Origin of the sequence: Staphylococcus sp. EG-SA-17 (assembly GCF_017151845.1) — a bacterium.
GTDB classification, from domain to species: domain Bacteria; phylum Bacillota; class Bacilli; order Staphylococcales; family Staphylococcaceae; genus Staphylococcus; species Staphylococcus aureus.
The window spans coordinates 106088-122991 of the sequence record NZ_JACVZO010000005.1 but is presented as its reverse complement, the minus strand read 5'-3'; the positions used below and the strand labels follow the sequence as shown (position 1 = coordinate 122991).

The 16904-nt window shown below is 32.7% G+C and carries 15 protein-coding genes and 1 pseudogene; all 16 read left to right on the top strand.

The window, feature by feature from the left end; all coding sequences use genetic code 11:
• Position 1 precedes the first annotated feature (1 nt).
• Complete coding sequence (gene murD, locus IDG65_RS04065; protein ID WP_000935991.1) at positions 2 to 1351, top strand: UDP-N-acetylmuramoyl-L-alanine--D-glutamate ligase; 1350 nt, start codon at positions 2 to 4, stop codon at positions 1349 to 1351.
• 15 nt (positions 1352 to 1366) lie between these two features.
• Complete coding sequence (locus tag IDG65_RS04060) at positions 1367 to 2686, top strand: cell division protein FtsQ/DivIB (protein ID WP_000342205.1); 1320 nt, start codon at positions 1367 to 1369, stop codon at positions 2684 to 2686.
• A gap of 105 nt (positions 2687 to 2791) precedes the next feature.
• Positions 2792 to 4198, top strand: coding sequence for a cell division protein FtsA (gene ftsA, locus IDG65_RS04055; RefSeq protein WP_000391032.1), 1407 nt, complete (start codon positions 2792 to 2794; stop codon positions 4196 to 4198).
• 32 nt (positions 4199 to 4230) lie between these two features.
• The gene (gene ftsZ / locus IDG65_RS04050) at positions 4231 to 5403 is read left to right on the top strand and encodes a cell division protein FtsZ (RefSeq protein WP_000888997.1); all 1173 of its coding nucleotides are present in this window, start codon (positions 4231 to 4233) and stop codon (positions 5401 to 5403) included.
• Positions 5404 to 5662: 259 nt separating this feature from the next.
• Positions 5663 to 6454, top strand: coding sequence for a peptidoglycan editing factor PgeF (gene pgeF / locus IDG65_RS04045; RefSeq protein WP_000999342.1), 792 nt, complete (start codon positions 5663 to 5665; stop codon positions 6452 to 6454).
• 23 nt (positions 6455 to 6477) lie between these two features.
• Positions 6478 to 7146, top strand: coding sequence for a YggS family pyridoxal phosphate-dependent enzyme (locus IDG65_RS04040; protein ID WP_001548498.1), 669 nt, complete (start codon positions 6478 to 6480; stop codon positions 7144 to 7146).
• Positions 7143 to 7706 (top strand): cell division protein SepF, encoded by a 564-nt coding sequence (locus tag IDG65_RS04035; RefSeq protein WP_000018608.1) that lies wholly within the window; start codon positions 7143 to 7145, stop codon positions 7704 to 7706. Before IDG65_RS04040 ends, IDG65_RS04035 begins: the two co-directional genes overlap by 4 nt.
• An 11-nt stretch (positions 7707 to 7717) precedes the next feature.
• The gene (locus IDG65_RS04030; protein WP_000354115.1) at positions 7718 to 8008 is read left to right on the top strand and encodes a YggT family protein; all 291 of its coding nucleotides are present in this window, start codon (positions 7718 to 7720) and stop codon (positions 8006 to 8008) included.
• Between the two features lie 109 nt (positions 8009 to 8117).
• Positions 8118 to 8897 carry a YlmH family RNA-binding protein gene (locus tag IDG65_RS04025; protein WP_170267421.1) on the top strand — a complete coding sequence of 260 codons (780 nt, stop codon included), beginning with the start codon at positions 8118 to 8120 and terminating at the stop codon, positions 8895 to 8897.
• Positions 8898 to 8920: 23 nt separating this feature from the next.
• On the top strand, positions 8921 to 9538 hold the full coding sequence (locus tag IDG65_RS04020) for a DivIVA domain-containing protein (protein ID WP_001117064.1): 618 nt from the start codon (positions 8921 to 8923) through the stop codon (positions 9536 to 9538).
• A 220-nt stretch (positions 9539 to 9758) separates the two neighbouring features.
• Positions 9759 to 12512 carry an isoleucine--tRNA ligase gene (gene ileS / locus IDG65_RS04015; protein ID WP_000384709.1) on the top strand — a complete coding sequence of 918 codons (2754 nt, stop codon included), beginning with the start codon at positions 9759 to 9761 and terminating at the stop codon, positions 12510 to 12512.
• Positions 12513 to 12802: 290 nt separating this feature from the next.
• On the top strand, positions 12803 to 13600 hold the full coding sequence (locus tag IDG65_RS04010; protein WP_000274854.1) for a VOC family protein: 798 nt from the start codon (positions 12803 to 12805) through the stop codon (positions 13598 to 13600).
• A 374-nt stretch (positions 13601 to 13974) separates the two neighbouring features.
• Positions 13975 to 14271: pseudogene (locus IDG65_RS04005) on the top strand (transposase); the annotation flags it as partial.
• A 223-nt stretch (positions 14272 to 14494) separates the two neighbouring features.
• Positions 14495 to 14986: a signal peptidase II gene (gene lspA, locus IDG65_RS04000; RefSeq protein WP_000549207.1), complete on the top strand. Its 492-nt coding sequence runs from the start codon at positions 14495 to 14497 to the stop codon at positions 14984 to 14986.
• Positions 14986 to 15903, top strand: a complete 918-nt coding sequence (locus IDG65_RS03995; RefSeq protein ID WP_000451303.1) for an RluA family pseudouridine synthase — start codon at positions 14986 to 14988, stop codon at positions 15901 to 15903. Before lspA ends, IDG65_RS03995 begins: the two co-directional genes overlap by 1 nt.
• Before the next feature lie 399 nt (positions 15904 to 16302).
• Positions 16303 to 16830 (top strand): bifunctional pyr operon transcriptional regulator/uracil phosphoribosyltransferase PyrR, encoded by a 528-nt coding sequence (gene pyrR / locus IDG65_RS03990; protein WP_061385117.1) that lies wholly within the window; start codon positions 16303 to 16305, stop codon positions 16828 to 16830.
• Positions 16831 to 16904 lie beyond the last annotated feature (74 nt).

The window sequence follows — 16904 nt, the reverse complement described above, 5'->3', positions numbered from 1 at the left end:
GATGCTTAATTATACAGGGTTAGAAAATAAAAATGTATTAGTTGTCGGTTTGGCAAAAAGTGGTTATGAAGCAGCTAAATTATTAAGTAAATTAGGTGCGAATGTAACTGTCAATGATGGAAAAGACTTATCACAAGATGCTCATGCAAAAGATTTAGAATCTATGGGCATTTCTGTTGTAAGTGGAAGTCATCCATTAACGTTGCTTGATAATAATCCAATAATTGTTAAAAATCCTGGAATACCTTATACAGTATCTATTATTGATGAAGCAGTGAAACGAGGTTTGAAAATTTTAACAGAAGTTGAGTTAAGTTATCTAATCTCTGAAGCACCAATCATAGCTGTAACGGGTACAAATGGTAAAACGACAGTTACTTCTCTAATTGGAGATATGTTTAAAAAAAGTCGCTTAACTGGAAGATTATCCGGCAATATTGGTTATGTTGCATCTAAAGTAGCACAAGAAGTAAAGCCTACAGATTATTTAGTTACAGAGTTGTCGTCATTCCAGTTACTTGGAATCGAAAAGTATAAACCACACATTGCTATAATTACTAACATTTATTCGGCGCATCTTGATTACCATGAAAATTTAGAAAACTATCAAAATGCTAAAAAGCAAATATATAAAAATCAAACGGAAGAAGATTATTTGATTTGTAATTATCATCAAAGACAAGTGATAGAGTCGGAAGAATTAAAAGCTAAGACATTGTATTTCTCAACTCAACAAGAAGTTGATGGTATTTATATTAAAGATGGTTTTATCGTTTATAAAGGTGTTCGTATTATTAACACTGAAGATCTAGTATTGCCTGGTGAACATAATTTAGAAAATATATTAGCAGCTGTGCTTGCTTGTATTTTAGCTGGTGTACCTATTAAAGCAATTATTGATAGTTTAACTACATTTTCAGGAATAGAGCATAGATTGCAATATGTTGGTACTAATAGAACTAATAAATATTATAATGATTCCAAAGCAACAAACACGCTAGCAACACAGTTTGCCTTAAATTCATTTAATCAACCAATCATTTGGTTATGTGGTGGTTTGGATCGAGGGAATGAATTTGACGAACTCATTCCTTATATGGAAAATGTTCGCGCGATGGTTGTATTCGGACAAACGAAAGCTAAGTTTGCTAAACTAGGTAATAGTCAAGGGAAATCGGTCATTGAAGCGAACAATGTCGAAGACGCTGTTGATAAAGTACAAGATATTATAGAACCAAATGATGTTGTATTATTGTCACCTGCTTGTGCGAGTTGGGATCAATATAGTACTTTTGAAGAGCGTGGAGAGAAATTTATTGAAAGATTCCGTGCCCATTTACCATCTTATTAAAGGGTGTGAGTATTGATGGATGATAAAACGAAGAACGATCAACAAGAATCAAATGAAGATAAAGATGAATTAGAATTATTTACGAGGAATACATCTAAGAAAAGACGGCAAAGAAAAAGATCAAAGGCTACACATTTTTCTAATCAAAATAAAGATGATACATCTCAACAAACTGATTTTGATGAAGAAATTTACTTGATAAATAAAGACTTCAAAAAAGAAGAAAGCAATGATGAAAATAATGATTCTGCTTCTAGTCATGCGAATAATAATAATATCGATGATTCTACAGACTCTAATATTGAAAATGAGGATTATAGATATAATCAAGAAATTGACGACCAAAATGAATCGAATGGAATTGCAGTCGACAACGAACAACCTCAATCAGCTCCTAAAGAACAAAATAGCGACTCGAATGATGAGGAAACAGTAACGAAAAAAGAACGAAAAAGTAAAGTAACACAATTAAAGCCATTAACACTTGAAGAAAAGCGGAAGTTAAGACGTAAGCGACAAAAACGAATCCAATACAGTGTTATTACAATATTGGTATTGTTGATTGCTGTTATATTAATTTACATGTTTTCACCACTTAGTAAAATTGCGCATGTAAATATAAATGGAAATAATCACGTTAGTACTTCAAAGATAAACAAAGTTTTAGGTGTTAAAAATGATTCAAGGATGTATACGTTTAGTAAAAAAAATGCTATTAATGATCTCGAAGAGGATCCATTAATCAAAAGTGTTGAGATACACAAGCAATTACCAAACACATTAAACGTAGATATCACAGAAAATGAAATTATTGCTTTAGTGAAATATAAAGGTAAATATTTACCTTTATTAGAAAATGGTAAATTGCTTAAAGGTTCAAATGATGTCAAAATTAATGATGCACCTGTCATGGATGGTTTCAAAGGTACAAAAGAAGATGATATGATTAAGGCGTTATCTGAAATGACACCTGAAGTTAGACGATATATTGCCGAAGTGACATACGCCCCAAGTAAAAACAAACAAAGCAGAATTGAATTGTTTACGACAGATGGACTTCAAGTAATCGGTGATATTTCGACGATATCTAAGAAAATGAAATATTATCCGCAGATGTCACAATCATTATCAAGGGATAGTTCGGGTAAACTAAAAACACGAGGCTATATTGATTTATCAGTCGGTGCTTCATTTATCCCATACCGTGGAAACACGTCTAGTCAATCAGAAAGCGATAAAAATGTGACTAAATCATCTCAAGAGGAAAATCAAGCAAAAGAAGAATTACAAAGCGTTTTAAACAAAATTAACAAACAATCAAGTAAGAATAATTAAAAAATTTTGATATTGTCTATGTTTATAGTTCACAAGCCATTCAACGTATTGTAAACTAAGGATAGTGTATTTTTTTAATAGTAATTTGTCAGGAGGTGCCTATCTATGGAAGAACATTACTACGTAAGTATTGATATTGGATCATCAAGCGTAAAAACAATAGTAGGCGAGAAATTTCACAATGGTATAAATGTGATAGGTACAGGACAAACCTACACGAGCGGTATAAAAAATGGTTTAATTGATGATTTTGATATTGCGCGACAAGCAATCAAAGACACAATTAAAAAGGCATCAATCGCTTCGGGTGTTGATATTAAAGAAGTTTTCCTGAAATTACCTATCATTGGAACGGAAGTTTATGATGAATCAAATGAAATCGACTTTTATGAGGATACAGAAATCAACGGTTCACATATCGAAAAAGTATTAGAAGGTATTAGAGAAAAAAATGATGTGCAAGAAACAGAAGTAATTAATGTGTTCCCGATTCGTTTTATAGTCGATAAAGAAAATGAGGTTTCAGACCCTAAAGAATTAATTGCCAGACATTCATTAAAGGTTGAAGCAGGCGTAATTGCTATTCAAAAATCGATTTTAATTAATATGATTAAATGCGTTGAAGCATGTGGTGTTGATGTATTAGATGTTTACTCTGATGCATATAACTATGGTTCAATCCTAACAGCTACTGAAAAAGAGTTAGGTGCATGTGTCATTGATATTGGTGAAGACGTTACGCAAGTTGCTTTTTATGAACGCGGTGAATTAGTAGATGCTGATTCTATCGAAATGGCAGGGCGTGATATTACAGACGATATTGCACAAGGATTAAACACTTCTTATGAAACTGCTGAAAAAGTTAAACACCAATATGGTCATGCATTCTATGATTCTGCTTCAGATCAAGATATCTTCACTGTTGAACAGGTTGATAGTGATGAAACAGTACAGTATACTCAAAAAGATTTGAGTGACTTTATTGAAGCGCGTGTAGAAGAAATATTCTTCGAAGTATTTGATGTTTTACAAGATTTAGGATTAACAAAAGTAAATGGTGGGTTTATTGTAACTGGTGGATCTGCAAACTTACTTGGCGTAAAAGAATTATTATCAGATATGGTAAGTGAAAAAGTTAGAATTCACACGCCATCGCAAATGGGAATTAGAAAACCTGAATTTTCTTCAGCAATTTCTACAATTTCTAGTAGTATCGCTTTTGATGAGTTATTAGATTATGTTACAATTAATTATCATGATAATGAAGAAACTGAAGAAGATGTTATTGATGTGAAAGACAAAGATAACGAATCTAAATTAGGCGGATTTGATTGGTTTAAACGTAAAACAAACAAAAAAGATACTCATGAAAATGAAGTAGAGTCAACAGATGAAGAAATTTATCAATCAGAAGATAATCATCAGGAACATAAACAGAATCATGAACATGTTCAAGACAAAGATAAAGAAGAAAGTAAATTCAAAAAACTAATGAAATCTCTATTTGAATGATTATTGGCCAATAAAACTAGGAGGAAATTTAAATGTTAGAATTTGAACAAGGATTTAATCATTTAGCGACTTTAAAGGTCATTGGTGTAGGTGGTGGCGGTAACAACGCCGTAAACCGAATGATTGACCATGGAATGAATAATGTTGAATTTATCGCTATCAACACAGACGGTCAAGCTTTAAACTTATCTAAAGCTGAATCTAAAATCCAAATCGGTGAAAAATTAACACGTGGTTTAGGAGCAGGAGCTAATCCTGAAATCGGTAAAAAAGCTGCAGAGGAATCTCGTGAACAAATTGAAGATGCAATCCAAGGTGCAGACATGGTATTTGTTACTTCTGGTATGGGTGGCGGAACTGGTACTGGTGCAGCACCAGTCGTTGCTAAAATTGCAAAAGAAATGGGCGCATTAACTGTTGGTGTTGTAACTCGTCCATTTAGTTTTGAAGGACGTAAACGTCAAACTCAAGCTGCTGCTGGAGTAGAAGCTATGAAAGCTGCAGTAGATACATTAATCGTTATACCAAATGACCGTTTATTAGATATCGTTGACAAATCTACGCCAATGATGGAAGCATTTAAAGAAGCTGATAACGTGTTACGCCAAGGTGTACAAGGTATCTCAGACTTAATCGCTGTTTCTGGTGAAGTAAACTTAGACTTTGCAGACGTTAAGACAATTATGTCTAACCAAGGTTCTGCATTAATGGGTATTGGTGTTTCTTCTGGTGAAAATAGAGCGGTAGAAGCTGCTAAAAAAGCAATCTCTTCTCCATTACTTGAAACATCTATCGTTGGTGCACAAGGTGTGCTTATGAATATTACTGGTGGCGAGTCATTGTCATTATTTGAAGCACAAGAGGCTGCTGATATTGTCCAAGATGCTGCAGATGAAGACGTTAATATGATTTTCGGTACAGTTATTAATCCTGAATTACAAGATGAGATTGTTGTAACAGTTATTGCAACTGGTTTTGATGACAAACCAACATCACATGGTCGTAAATCTGGTAGCACTGGATTCGGAACAAGCGTAAATACTTCTAGCAATGCAACTTCTAAAGATGAATCATTCACTTCAAATTCATCAAATGCACAAGCAACTGATAGTGTAAGTGAAAGAACACATACAACTAAAGAAGATGATATTCCTAGCTTCATTAGAAATAGAGAAGAAAGACGTTCAAGAAGAACAAGACGTTAATCGGTTAATATATATACACAAATAATTCAACACAAATCATCAGATAACATATCTGATGATTTTTTTACTAATTTTTAGAACATGTAGAAGGACATTTAAGTTTTTCAAAGTTAATAAAAGTGTTTAAGTATCGTGTCAAAATTAAGTCAAAAATTATTTGCGCAACATTTTAACTTTAAACATAAATGTTATATTATATAATTATTAACTTTGTACAGTTAGACGAAGATAATTTAAATGAAATGATGGTGACGATCGAGTGAATGATAATTTTAAAAAGCAACCGCATCATTTAATATATGAAGAATTATTACAACAAGGTATTACTCTAGGTATTACAACTAGAGGCGATGGTTTAAGTGACTATCCTAAAAATGCTTTTAATATGGCGAGATATATTGATGATCGCCCATATAATATTACTCAACATCAATTGCAATTAGCTGAAGAAATTGCGTTTGATAGAAAAAATTGGGTGTTTCCCATCCAAACACATGAAAATAAAGTCGCTTGTATTACAAAGGATGATATAGGCACAAATATAGACACTTTAACTGATGCGCTTCATGGTATTGATGCGATGTACACATATGATAGTAATGTCTTATTAACGATGTGTTATGCAGACTGTGTACCAGTATATTTTTATAGTACAAAACATCATTTTATTGCATTGGCGCATGCAGGTTGGCGTGGTACCTATACTGAAATTGTAAAAGAAGTGCTAAAACATGTGAACTTTGATTTGAAAGACTTACATGTCGTTATTGGACCATCTACATCATCAAGTTATGAAATTAATGATGATATTAAAAATAAATTTGAAACATTGCCAATTGATAGTGCCAACTATATTGAAACTAGAGGACGAGATCGTCATGGTATTGATTTGAAAAAAGCCAATGCTGAATTATTAAATTATTATGGTGTTCCTAAAGAAAATATTTATACGACAGCGTATGCTACATCTGAACATTTAGAATTATTTTTCTCTTATCGATTAGAAAAAGGTCAAACAGGACGCATGTTAGCATTCATTGGTCAACAGTAAACAAGGAGGAGATATGTTTGCGTGTGAAAGATAATTTACAACAAATCTCAACACAAATTAATGACAAAAGTGAAAAAAATAATTTTTCAACAAAACCAAACGTGATTGCAGTTACAAAATATGTTACAATAGAGCGAGCTAAAGAAGCGTATGAGGCTGGAATAAGACATTTTGGTGAGAATAGATTGGAAGGCTTTTTTCAAAAGAAAGAAGCATTACCATCAGATGCGGTGATTCATTTTATAGGATCATTACAATCTCGAAAAGTTAAGGACGTTATAAACGACGTAGATTATTTCCATGCTTTAGATCGATTGAGCTTAGCCAAAGAAATTAACAAACGTGCAGAACATAAAATTAAATGTTTCTTGCAAGTGAACGTTTCGGGAGAAGCTTCTAAACATGGTATTGCTTTAGAAGATGTTGATCAGTTTATAGATGATCTTAAAAAATATGACAAAATCGAAATTGTAGGTTTAATGACGATGGCACCATTGACAGATGATGAAGCATATATTAGATCGTTATTTAAACAGTTACGTTTGAAAAAAGAAGAAATACAACGACTCAATTTAGAATATGCGCCTTGTGATGAATTATCAATGGGAATGAGTAATGACTATCTTATTGCAGTTGAAGAAGGTGCGACGTTTGTTAGAATTGGGACTAAACTTGTAGGAGAAGAGGAGTGAGCCACTTGGCTTTAAAAGATTTATTTAGTGGATTTTTTGTAATAGATGATGAAGAGGAAGTAGAAGTACCTGACAAACAACAACAGGTCAATGAAGCGCCAGCAAAAGAGCAGTCACAACAAACAACAAAACAAAACGCAATCAAATCAGTCCCTCAAAAATCTGCATCAAGATATACAACAACGTCAGAAGAAAGGAATAACCGTATGTCTAATTATTCAAAAAATAATTCACGTAATGTTGTAACTATGAACAATGCTACACCAAACAATGCATCACAAGAAAGTTCAAAAATGTGTTTATTCGAACCACGTGTTTTCTCAGATACACAAGATATTGCTGATGAGCTTAAAAACCGCCGTGCGACACTTGTCAATTTACAACGTATTGATAAAGTATCAGCGAAAAGAATTATTGATTTTTTAAGCGGTACTGTTTATGCAATCGGTGGAGATATCCAACGTGTAGGTACTGATATTTTCTTATGTACGCCTGATAATGTGGAAGTAGCTGGAAGCATTACAGACCATATTGAAAATATGGAACATTCATTCGACTAAGGAGTTAACATATGGATATAAATGTGCTAGCTACAATATTTAAATTTATCCTTTTTGTTGTTGAAATTTATTATTTCGGCATGATTATATATTTCTTTACATCTTGGGTACCAAGTATTAGAGAAACTAAGGTAGGTTATTTATTAGCGAAAATATATGAACCTTTCTTACAACCATTTAGAAAAGTAATTCCACCTATTGGAATTATCGACATATCATCAATCGCTGCAATTATCGTTTTAGTATTATTCCAAAAAGGGTTACTCCAAATCTTTAATTGGATTTTAATTCAATTACAATAAATTAAGCGACATAACGAGGCAAGGGTACATGATACTTTAGCCTCGTTTTTGATATGTATTTTTCTGAATATAAGGGCAATAGATGGTATTTTATAAATTTTTTAAGGTAGTGATTAACATAGATATTTATCAACACTTTAGGCAGGAAGAATACGAATTAATTGATCAGCTAACGGATAAATGTGATCAAGCGGAACACCATTATGCACCAGTATTAACGCATTTTTTAGATCCAAGAGGGCAATATATATTGGAAGTGATTTGTGGCAGTTATGAAGATTTAAACGTATCTTTTTATGGCGGGCCTAATGCTGAAAGAAAAAGAGCAATCATTTCGCCGAACTATTATGAACCTAAAGAAAGTGACTTTGAATTAACTTTAATGGAAATAGAGTATCCTGAAAAATTCGTCACTTTAAAACATCAACATATTTTAGGGACATTAATGTCTTTAGGTATCGAACGCGAACAAGTTGGAGATATAATTGTGAATGAACGAATTCAATTTGTTTTGACAAGTAGATTGGAATCATTTATTATGTTAGAATTACAACGTATTAAAGGCGCATCAGTTAAACTTTATACTATTCCAGTAACAGATATGATACAATCTAATGAGAATTGGAAAAATGAAAGTGCAACAGTTAGTTCTTTAAGGTTAGATGTTGTTATTAAAGAAATGATACGTAAATCACGTACGATTGCGAAACAACTAATCGAAAAAAAACGTGTTAAAGTGAATCACACTATTGTTGATTCAGCAGATTTTCAATTACAAGCAAATGATTTAATATCCATCCAAGGTTTTGGTAGAGCACACATTACTGACTTAGGTGGTAAAACTAAAAAAGATAAAACGCACATTACCTATAGAACATTATTCAAATAGTAATGATTTAAGGAGGATAACAAATGCCTTTTACACCAAATGAAATTAAGAATAAAGAGTTTTCACGTGTAAAGAATGGTTTAGAACCTACTGAAGTTGCTAATTTTTTGGAGCAACTAAGCACTGAAATTGAACGTCTTAAAGAAGATAAAAAACAACTTGAAAAAGTAATCGAAGAGAGAGATACTAATATTAAGTCTTATCAAGACGTGCATCAATCTGTAAGTGATGCTTTGATACAAGCCCAAAAAGCTGGTGAAGAAACTAAACAAGCTGCAGAGAAACAAGCTGAAGCGATTATAGCTAAGGCAGAAGCGCAAGCTAATCAAATGGTTGGTGACGCGGTAGAAAAAGCACGCCGTTTAGCATTCCAGACTGAAGATATGAAACGTCAATCAAAAGTATTTAGATCGCGTTTCCGTATGTTAGTTGAAGCGCAATTAGACTTATTAAAAAACGAAGATTGGGATTACTTGTTGAATTATGATTTAGACGCTGAACAAGTGACGCTTGAAAATATTCATCATTTGCATGAAAATGATTTAAAGCCAGATGAAGTTGCAGCAAATGCACAAAATAATGCATCAAATACACCAGACAATAATCAACAATCCAATGATTCAGAAACAACTAAGAAGTAAGAATTAAATAAAGACAGACGCGTAATATACATTTAACTTTTCACAGCGAATTAGGTAATGGTGAGAGCCTAGTAAAAGCATGTATGTTATATCACTGGCTTTTTAATATTTAAATAATGTAATGAGAGAACTCTAAGTTGAGTTAATAAGGGTGGTACCGCGAGCAATCGTCCCTTTTAATTTAACTTAGAGTTTTTTAAATTTTTAAGGAGTGAAAAAAATGGATTACAAAGAAACGTTATTAATGCCTAAAACAGATTTCCCAATGCGAGGTGGTTTACCAAACAAGGAGCCGCAAATTCAAGAAAAATGGGATGCAGAAGATCAATACCATAAAGCGTTAGAAAAAAATAAAGGTAACGAAACATTCATTTTACATGATGGCCCACCATACGCGAATGGTAACTTACATATGGGACATGCCTTGAACAAAATTTTAAAAGACTTTATTGTACGTTATAAAACTATGCAAGGGTTCTATGCACCATACGTACCAGGTTGGGATACACATGGTTTACCAATTGAACAAGCATTAACGAAAAAAGGTGTTGACCGAAAGAAAATGTCAACAGCTGAATTCCGTGAGAAATGTAAAGAATTTGCTTTAGAACAAATTGAATTACAGAAAAAAGATTTTAGACGTTTAGGTGTTCGTGGTAACTTTAATAATCCATATATCACATTAAAACCTGAATACGAAGCTGCACAAATTCGTATTTTTGGAGAAATGGCAGATAAAGGTTTAATTTATAAAGGTAAAAAGCCAGTTTATTGGTCTCCTTCAAGTGAGTCTTCATTAGCAGAAGCAGAAATTGAATATCACGATAAACGTTCAGCATCAATTTACGTTGCATTTGACGTTAAAGATGACAAAGGTGTCGTTGATGCAGATGCTAAATTTATTATCTGGACAACAACGCCATGGACAATTCCATCAAATGTTGCGATTACCGTTCATCCTGAATTAAAATATGGTCAATACAATGTAAATGGCGAAAAATATATTATTGCAGAAGCCTTATCTGACGCTGTAGCAGAAGCACTGGATTGGGATAAAGCATCAATCAAATTAGAAAAAGAATACACAGGTAAAGAATTAGAGTATGTTGTAGCACAACATCCATTCTTAGACAGAGAATCGTTAGTGATTAATGGTGATCATGTTACTACAGATGCTGGTACAGGTTGTGTACATACAGCACCAGGCCACGGGGAAGATGACTATATTGTTGGTCAAAAATATGAATTACCAGTAATTAGTCCAATCGATGATAAAGGTGTATTTACTGAAGAAGGCGGCCAATTTGAAGGAATGTTCTATGACAAAGCTAATAAAGCCGTTACTGATTTATTAACAGAAAAAGGTGCACTATTAAAATTAGACTTTATTACACATAGCTATCCACACGACTGGAGAACAAAAAAACCTGTAATCTTCCGTGCTACACCACAATGGTTTGCTTCAATCAGTAAAGTAAGACAAGATATTTTAGATGCAATCGAAAATACAAACTTCAAAGTAAATTGGGGTAAAACACGTATTTACAATATGGTTCGTGACCGTGGCGAATGGGTTATTTCTCGTCAACGTGTTTGGGGTGTACCGTTACCAGTATTTTATGCTGAAAATGGCGAAATTATCATGACGAAAGAAACAGTGAATCATGTTGCTGATTTATTTGCAGAACACGGTTCAAATATTTGGTTTGAAAGAGAAGCGAAAGACTTACTACCAGAAGGATTTACACATCCAGGCAGCCCTAACGGTACATTTACTAAAGAAACAGACATTATGGACGTTTGGTTTGATTCTGGTTCATCACACCGTGGCGTGTTGGAAACAAGACCGGAATTAAGTTTCCCAGCAGATATGTATTTAGAAGGTAGTGACCAATATCGTGGTTGGTTCAACTCTTCTATCACAACTTCAGTTGCTACAAGAGGAGTATCACCTTATAAATTCTTACTTTCTCATGGTTTTGTTATGGATGGTGAAGGTAAGAAAATGAGTAAATCTTTAGGTAATGTGATTGTACCTGACCAAGTGGTTAAACAAAAAGGTGCTGATATTGCGAGACTTTGGGTAAGTAGTACGGACTATTTAGCTGATGTTAGAATTTCTGATGAAATTTTAAAACAAACATCTGATGTTTATCGTAAAATCAGAAATACATTAAGATTTATGTTAGGTAACATTAACGATTTCAATCCTGACACAGATAGCATTCCTGAATCAGAGTTATTAGAAGTGGATCGTTACTTGCTAAATCGTTTACGTGAATTTACTGCAAGTACGATTAACAACTATGAAAACTTTGACTACTTAAATATTTATCAAGAAGTTCAAAACTTTATCAATGTTGAGTTAAGTAATTTCTATTTGGATTACGGTAAAGACATTTTATATATTGAACAACGTGATTCTCATATCCGTCGCAGTATGCAAACAGTGTTATATCAAATTTTAGTTGATATGACGAAGTTGTTAGCACCAATCTTAGTGCATACAGCTGAAGAAGTTTGGTCTCATACACCACATGTTAAAGAAGAAAGTGTTCACTTAGCAGACATGCCTAAAGTTGTAGAAGTAGATCAAGCTTTATTGGATAAATGGCGTACATTTATGAATTTACGTGATGATGTGAATCGTGCATTAGAAACTGCTCGTAATGAAAAAGTTATTGGTAAATCATTAGAAGCTAAAGTTACGATTGCTAGTAACGATAAATTTAATGCATCTGAATTCTTAACTTCATTTGATGCATTACATCAATTATTTATCGTGTCACAAGTTAAAGTTGTAGATAAGTTAGATGATCAGGCAACAGCTTATGAACATGGTGATATTGTCATCGAACATGCAGATGGTGAAAAATGTGAAAGATGTTGGAACTATTCAGAGGATCTTGGTGCTGTTGATGAATTGACGCATCTATGTCCACGATGCCAACAAGTTGTAAAATCACTTGTATAATTGAAATTGTATAAAGTACTCATACAGATGATATAAATTAAAGCTCTCTTCATAATCATGTTGTAGTTTTTGTTGACATGATGAAGGGAGTTTTTTTACGAATAAAAAAATGACCAAGTTACTGGTTATATGTGTTAAAAAATGTGTAATTTACTAAAATAAAAATTATTCAGGAATGGTACAAATTCTCTAAGGCTTATAAATGCGTTATAGTTGCTATTCTCAATTATGTTCGCGATAATTTTAAGTAAAAGTAAGCACAGATATTGAATTTGATAGGAGTTAATTGAATGTATCATAACAGTAACGCAAACTTTGTAAATGGTATCACTTTAAATGTAAGAGATAAGAATGAATTAAAGCCATTTTATGAGGACGTATTAGGATTAAATATTATAAATGAGACATTAACATCGATACAATATGAAGTAGGCCAAAATAATCATGTCATTACACTTGTTGAATTACAAAATGGACGTGAACCTTTAATGTCCGAAGCGGGACTGTTTCATATCGCAATTAAACTACCTCAAATTAGTGATTTAGCTAATTTACTAATTCATTTAAGCGAATATGATATTCCAGTTAACGGTGGTATACAGCCTGCTTCGTTATCATTATTTTTTGAAGACCCGGAAGGAAACGGTTTTAAATTTTATGTTGATAAAGACGAAGCGCAATGGACGAGGCAAAATGATTTAGTAAAAATTGATATTAGACCATTAAATGTACCGAGATTAGTGAGTCATGCAACAAAATTGTTATGGTTAGGTATTCCAGATGACGCTATTATAGGTGCATTGCATATTAAGACAATTCATTTATCAGAGGTAAAAGAGTACTACCTCGATTATTTTGGATTAGAGCAATCGGCATATATGGATGATTATTCAATATTTTTAGCATCGAATGGCTATTATCAACATTTGGCCATGAATGATTGGGTATCAGCAACGAAACGTGTAGAAAATTTTGATACGTATGGATTAGCAATTGTTGACTTTCATTATCTTGAAACAACACATTTAAATTTACAAGGTCCGGATGGTATCTATTATCGCTTTAATCATATCGAAGTTGAAGGTTAGTATATGCTTTGAATGGACGAACCATATAATGAATCGTTTTTAATGATCTTTTTATACAAGCTATGAAGGAGGCTGGGACATAAATCCCTAAAAAACAGCAGTAAGATAATTTTCAATTAGAAAATATCTTACTGCTGTTCTCTATTTATACAATACTTCGTATTGAATGGCTTCGCTTTGCCCGTCTGGCACATTACTGTAAAATTCTATAAATAGAATTTTTGATGACGGGTCCCTTCCTAGGGTGCCGTCTCAGCCACCCCAACCGGCACATTGTTGTAAGCTGACTATATGTCAGCTTCTGTGTGGGGCCCTGTCTTCGACTGGCACTGCTCCCTCAGGAGTCTCGCCATTAATACTACGTATTAACATGTAATTTTACTTTGAAATACTTTAAAGCCCAAATTAATCAAAAGCTTTCTGAACCAGAAACGAAAAAAATCTATAGTTAAAGAAAAATTGATGTAGAGCCTGTTTTTGGATTTATGAAGGCTATTTTGGGTTTCACTAGAATGTCAGTTCGAGGAATAAATAAAGTTAAACGAGAGCTAGGTTTTGTATTAATGGTACTTAATATAAGGAAAATAGCAGCTCAACGAGCTGTACATTATAAAATACATATCAAAAAAGCTGATTTCTATCAAATAATTAATAGAAAACAGCTTTTTTAAATTGCCTAAGAACTTAATGTCCCAGCCTGTTTCCTAATTTTTAATGTCATCTTAAATATGATAAATGAATAATTAAGTTCATATTTAATGTCAAAACATAGTAGTTTATCAAGTATTGAGTTAGTAACATTAGATTTAATGTAATATGCTTACTTTTTTTATTAGCAGGTGTAAGCTATAATATAAAGAGTTGTCTCATGGACGATTGATTGGAGGAACGAAAATGCACAAAAAATATTTTATTGGCACTTCCATTTTAATAGCAGTATTTGTCGTTATATTTGACCAAGTTACTAAATATATTATAGCTACTACAATGAAAATTGGAGATTCATTTGAAGTGATACCGCACTTTTTAAACATAACATCACATCGAAATAATGGTGCTGCATGGGGAATATTGAGTGGAAAAATGACATTTTTCTTTATTATTACCATTATTATATTAATAGCCTTAGTATATTTCTTTATTAAAGATGCTCAATATAATTTGTTTATGCAAGTTGCTATTAGTTTACTTTTTGCAGGTGCACTTGGAAACTTTATTGATAGAATTTTAACAGGAGAAGTTGTTGACTTTATTGATACAAATATTTTTGGTTATGATTTTCCAATATTTAATATCGCAGATTCAAGTTTAACAATTGGTGTAATATTAATTATTATTGCCTTATTAAAGGATACTTCCAATAAAAAGGAGAAGGAGGTTAAGTAATGGAGACTTATGAATTTAACATTACAGATAAAGAACAAACAGGTATGCGTGTAGATAAGTTGCTGCCTGAATTAAATAGTGATTGGTCTCGTAACCAGATACAAGATTGGATTAAAGCAGGTTTAGTCGTTGCAAACGATAAAGTTGTTAAATCTAATTATAAAGTGAAACTTAATGATCATATAGTTGTCACTGAAAAAGAAGTGGTTGAAGCTGATATTCTACCTGAAAATTTAAATTTAGATATTTATTATGAAGATGACGATGTTGCAGTTGTATATAAACCGAAAGGCATGGTAGTTCATCCATCACCAGGGCATTATACCAATACATTAGTTAATGGTTTAATGTATCAAATTAAAAATTTGTCAGGTATTAATGGAGAAATTCGTCCAGGTATTGTTCACCGTATAGATATGGATACTTCTGGTTTATTAATGGTTGCTAAAAATGATATTGCTCATCGTGGGCTTGTAGAACAATTAATGGATAAATCTGTTAAAAGAAAATATATCGCTTTAGTTCACGGGAATATTCCTCATGATTACGGTACAATCGATGCGCCAATTGGTAGAAACAAAAATGATCGTCAATCTATGGCTGTTGTTGATGATGGTAAGGAAGCAGTGACACATTTTAACGTACTAGAACATTTTAAAGATTATACGCTTGTTGAATGTCAACTTGAAACAGGACGTACGCATCAAATCCGTGTGCACATGAAATATATTGGCTTCCCATTAGTTGGTGATCCAAAGTATGGACCGAAAAAGACATTGGATATTGGTGGTCAAGCTCTACATGCTGGACTTATTGGATTCGAACATCCAGTAACAGGTGAATATATTGAAAGACATGCTGAATTACCACAAGACTTTGAAGATTTATTAGATACAATTCGAAAAAGAGATGCATAATTGTGTTGTGCTATAATTACGATAACATTATTATGTAAACTATAAGTATTTATCGTTTTCGTTTTTTTAAAATGAAAACACATTATAAAATAGATTAAGGTTAACATTTTTACTTAGATCGGTTAATTTTTCAATATAGATTGACAAAGCGCCTGATTAGTATTATCCTTATAACAGTTTAAGTACAACATAAAGAGTCTTTAATTGAGCGTCCAGAGAGACGTCAAAGACATGAAAATATAGATATATACTAAAATGATCATAACACTTTCACATATGCAAGAATAAGTAGTAATACTACGATTCTTCTATGTATATAGGCTGATTGTATATACTAAACCTCATGTCGATATTAAAGACATGAGGTTTTTTGTTTCTAAATTTTGAAAGGGTGAGAATATGTCTGAACGTATCATAATGGATGATGCCGCAATACAACGTACAGTGACGAGAATCGCTCATGAAATTTTGGAGTATAACAAAGGTACTGATAATTTAATTCTTTTAGGTATCAAAACAAGAGGTGAATATTTAGCGAATCGTATACAAGATAAAATTCATCAAATTGAGCAACAACGTATACCTACTGGAACAATTGATATTACATACTTTAGAGATGATAAAGAGCACATGTCATCACTTACGACAAAAGACGCAATAGACATCGACACAGATATTACAGATAAAGTAGTCATCATTATTGACGATGTGCTGTATACTGGTCGAACGGTTCGTGCTTCACTTGATGCTATTTTGCTAAATGCTAGACCTATTAAAATTGGTTTAGCTGCTTTGGTTGATCGAGGACATCGTGAGTTACCAATTCGAGCAGATTTTGTTGGTAAAAATATACCTACTTCTAAAGAGGAAACGGTAAGTGTCTATTTAGAAGAAATGGATCAAAGAAATGCAGTTATAATTAAATAATACCCCTTTTAATTCAGTACGAGAGACTGAAAAAGGTGGGGGAGTTGAATGATAAATAAGTTTTCATATGCTTG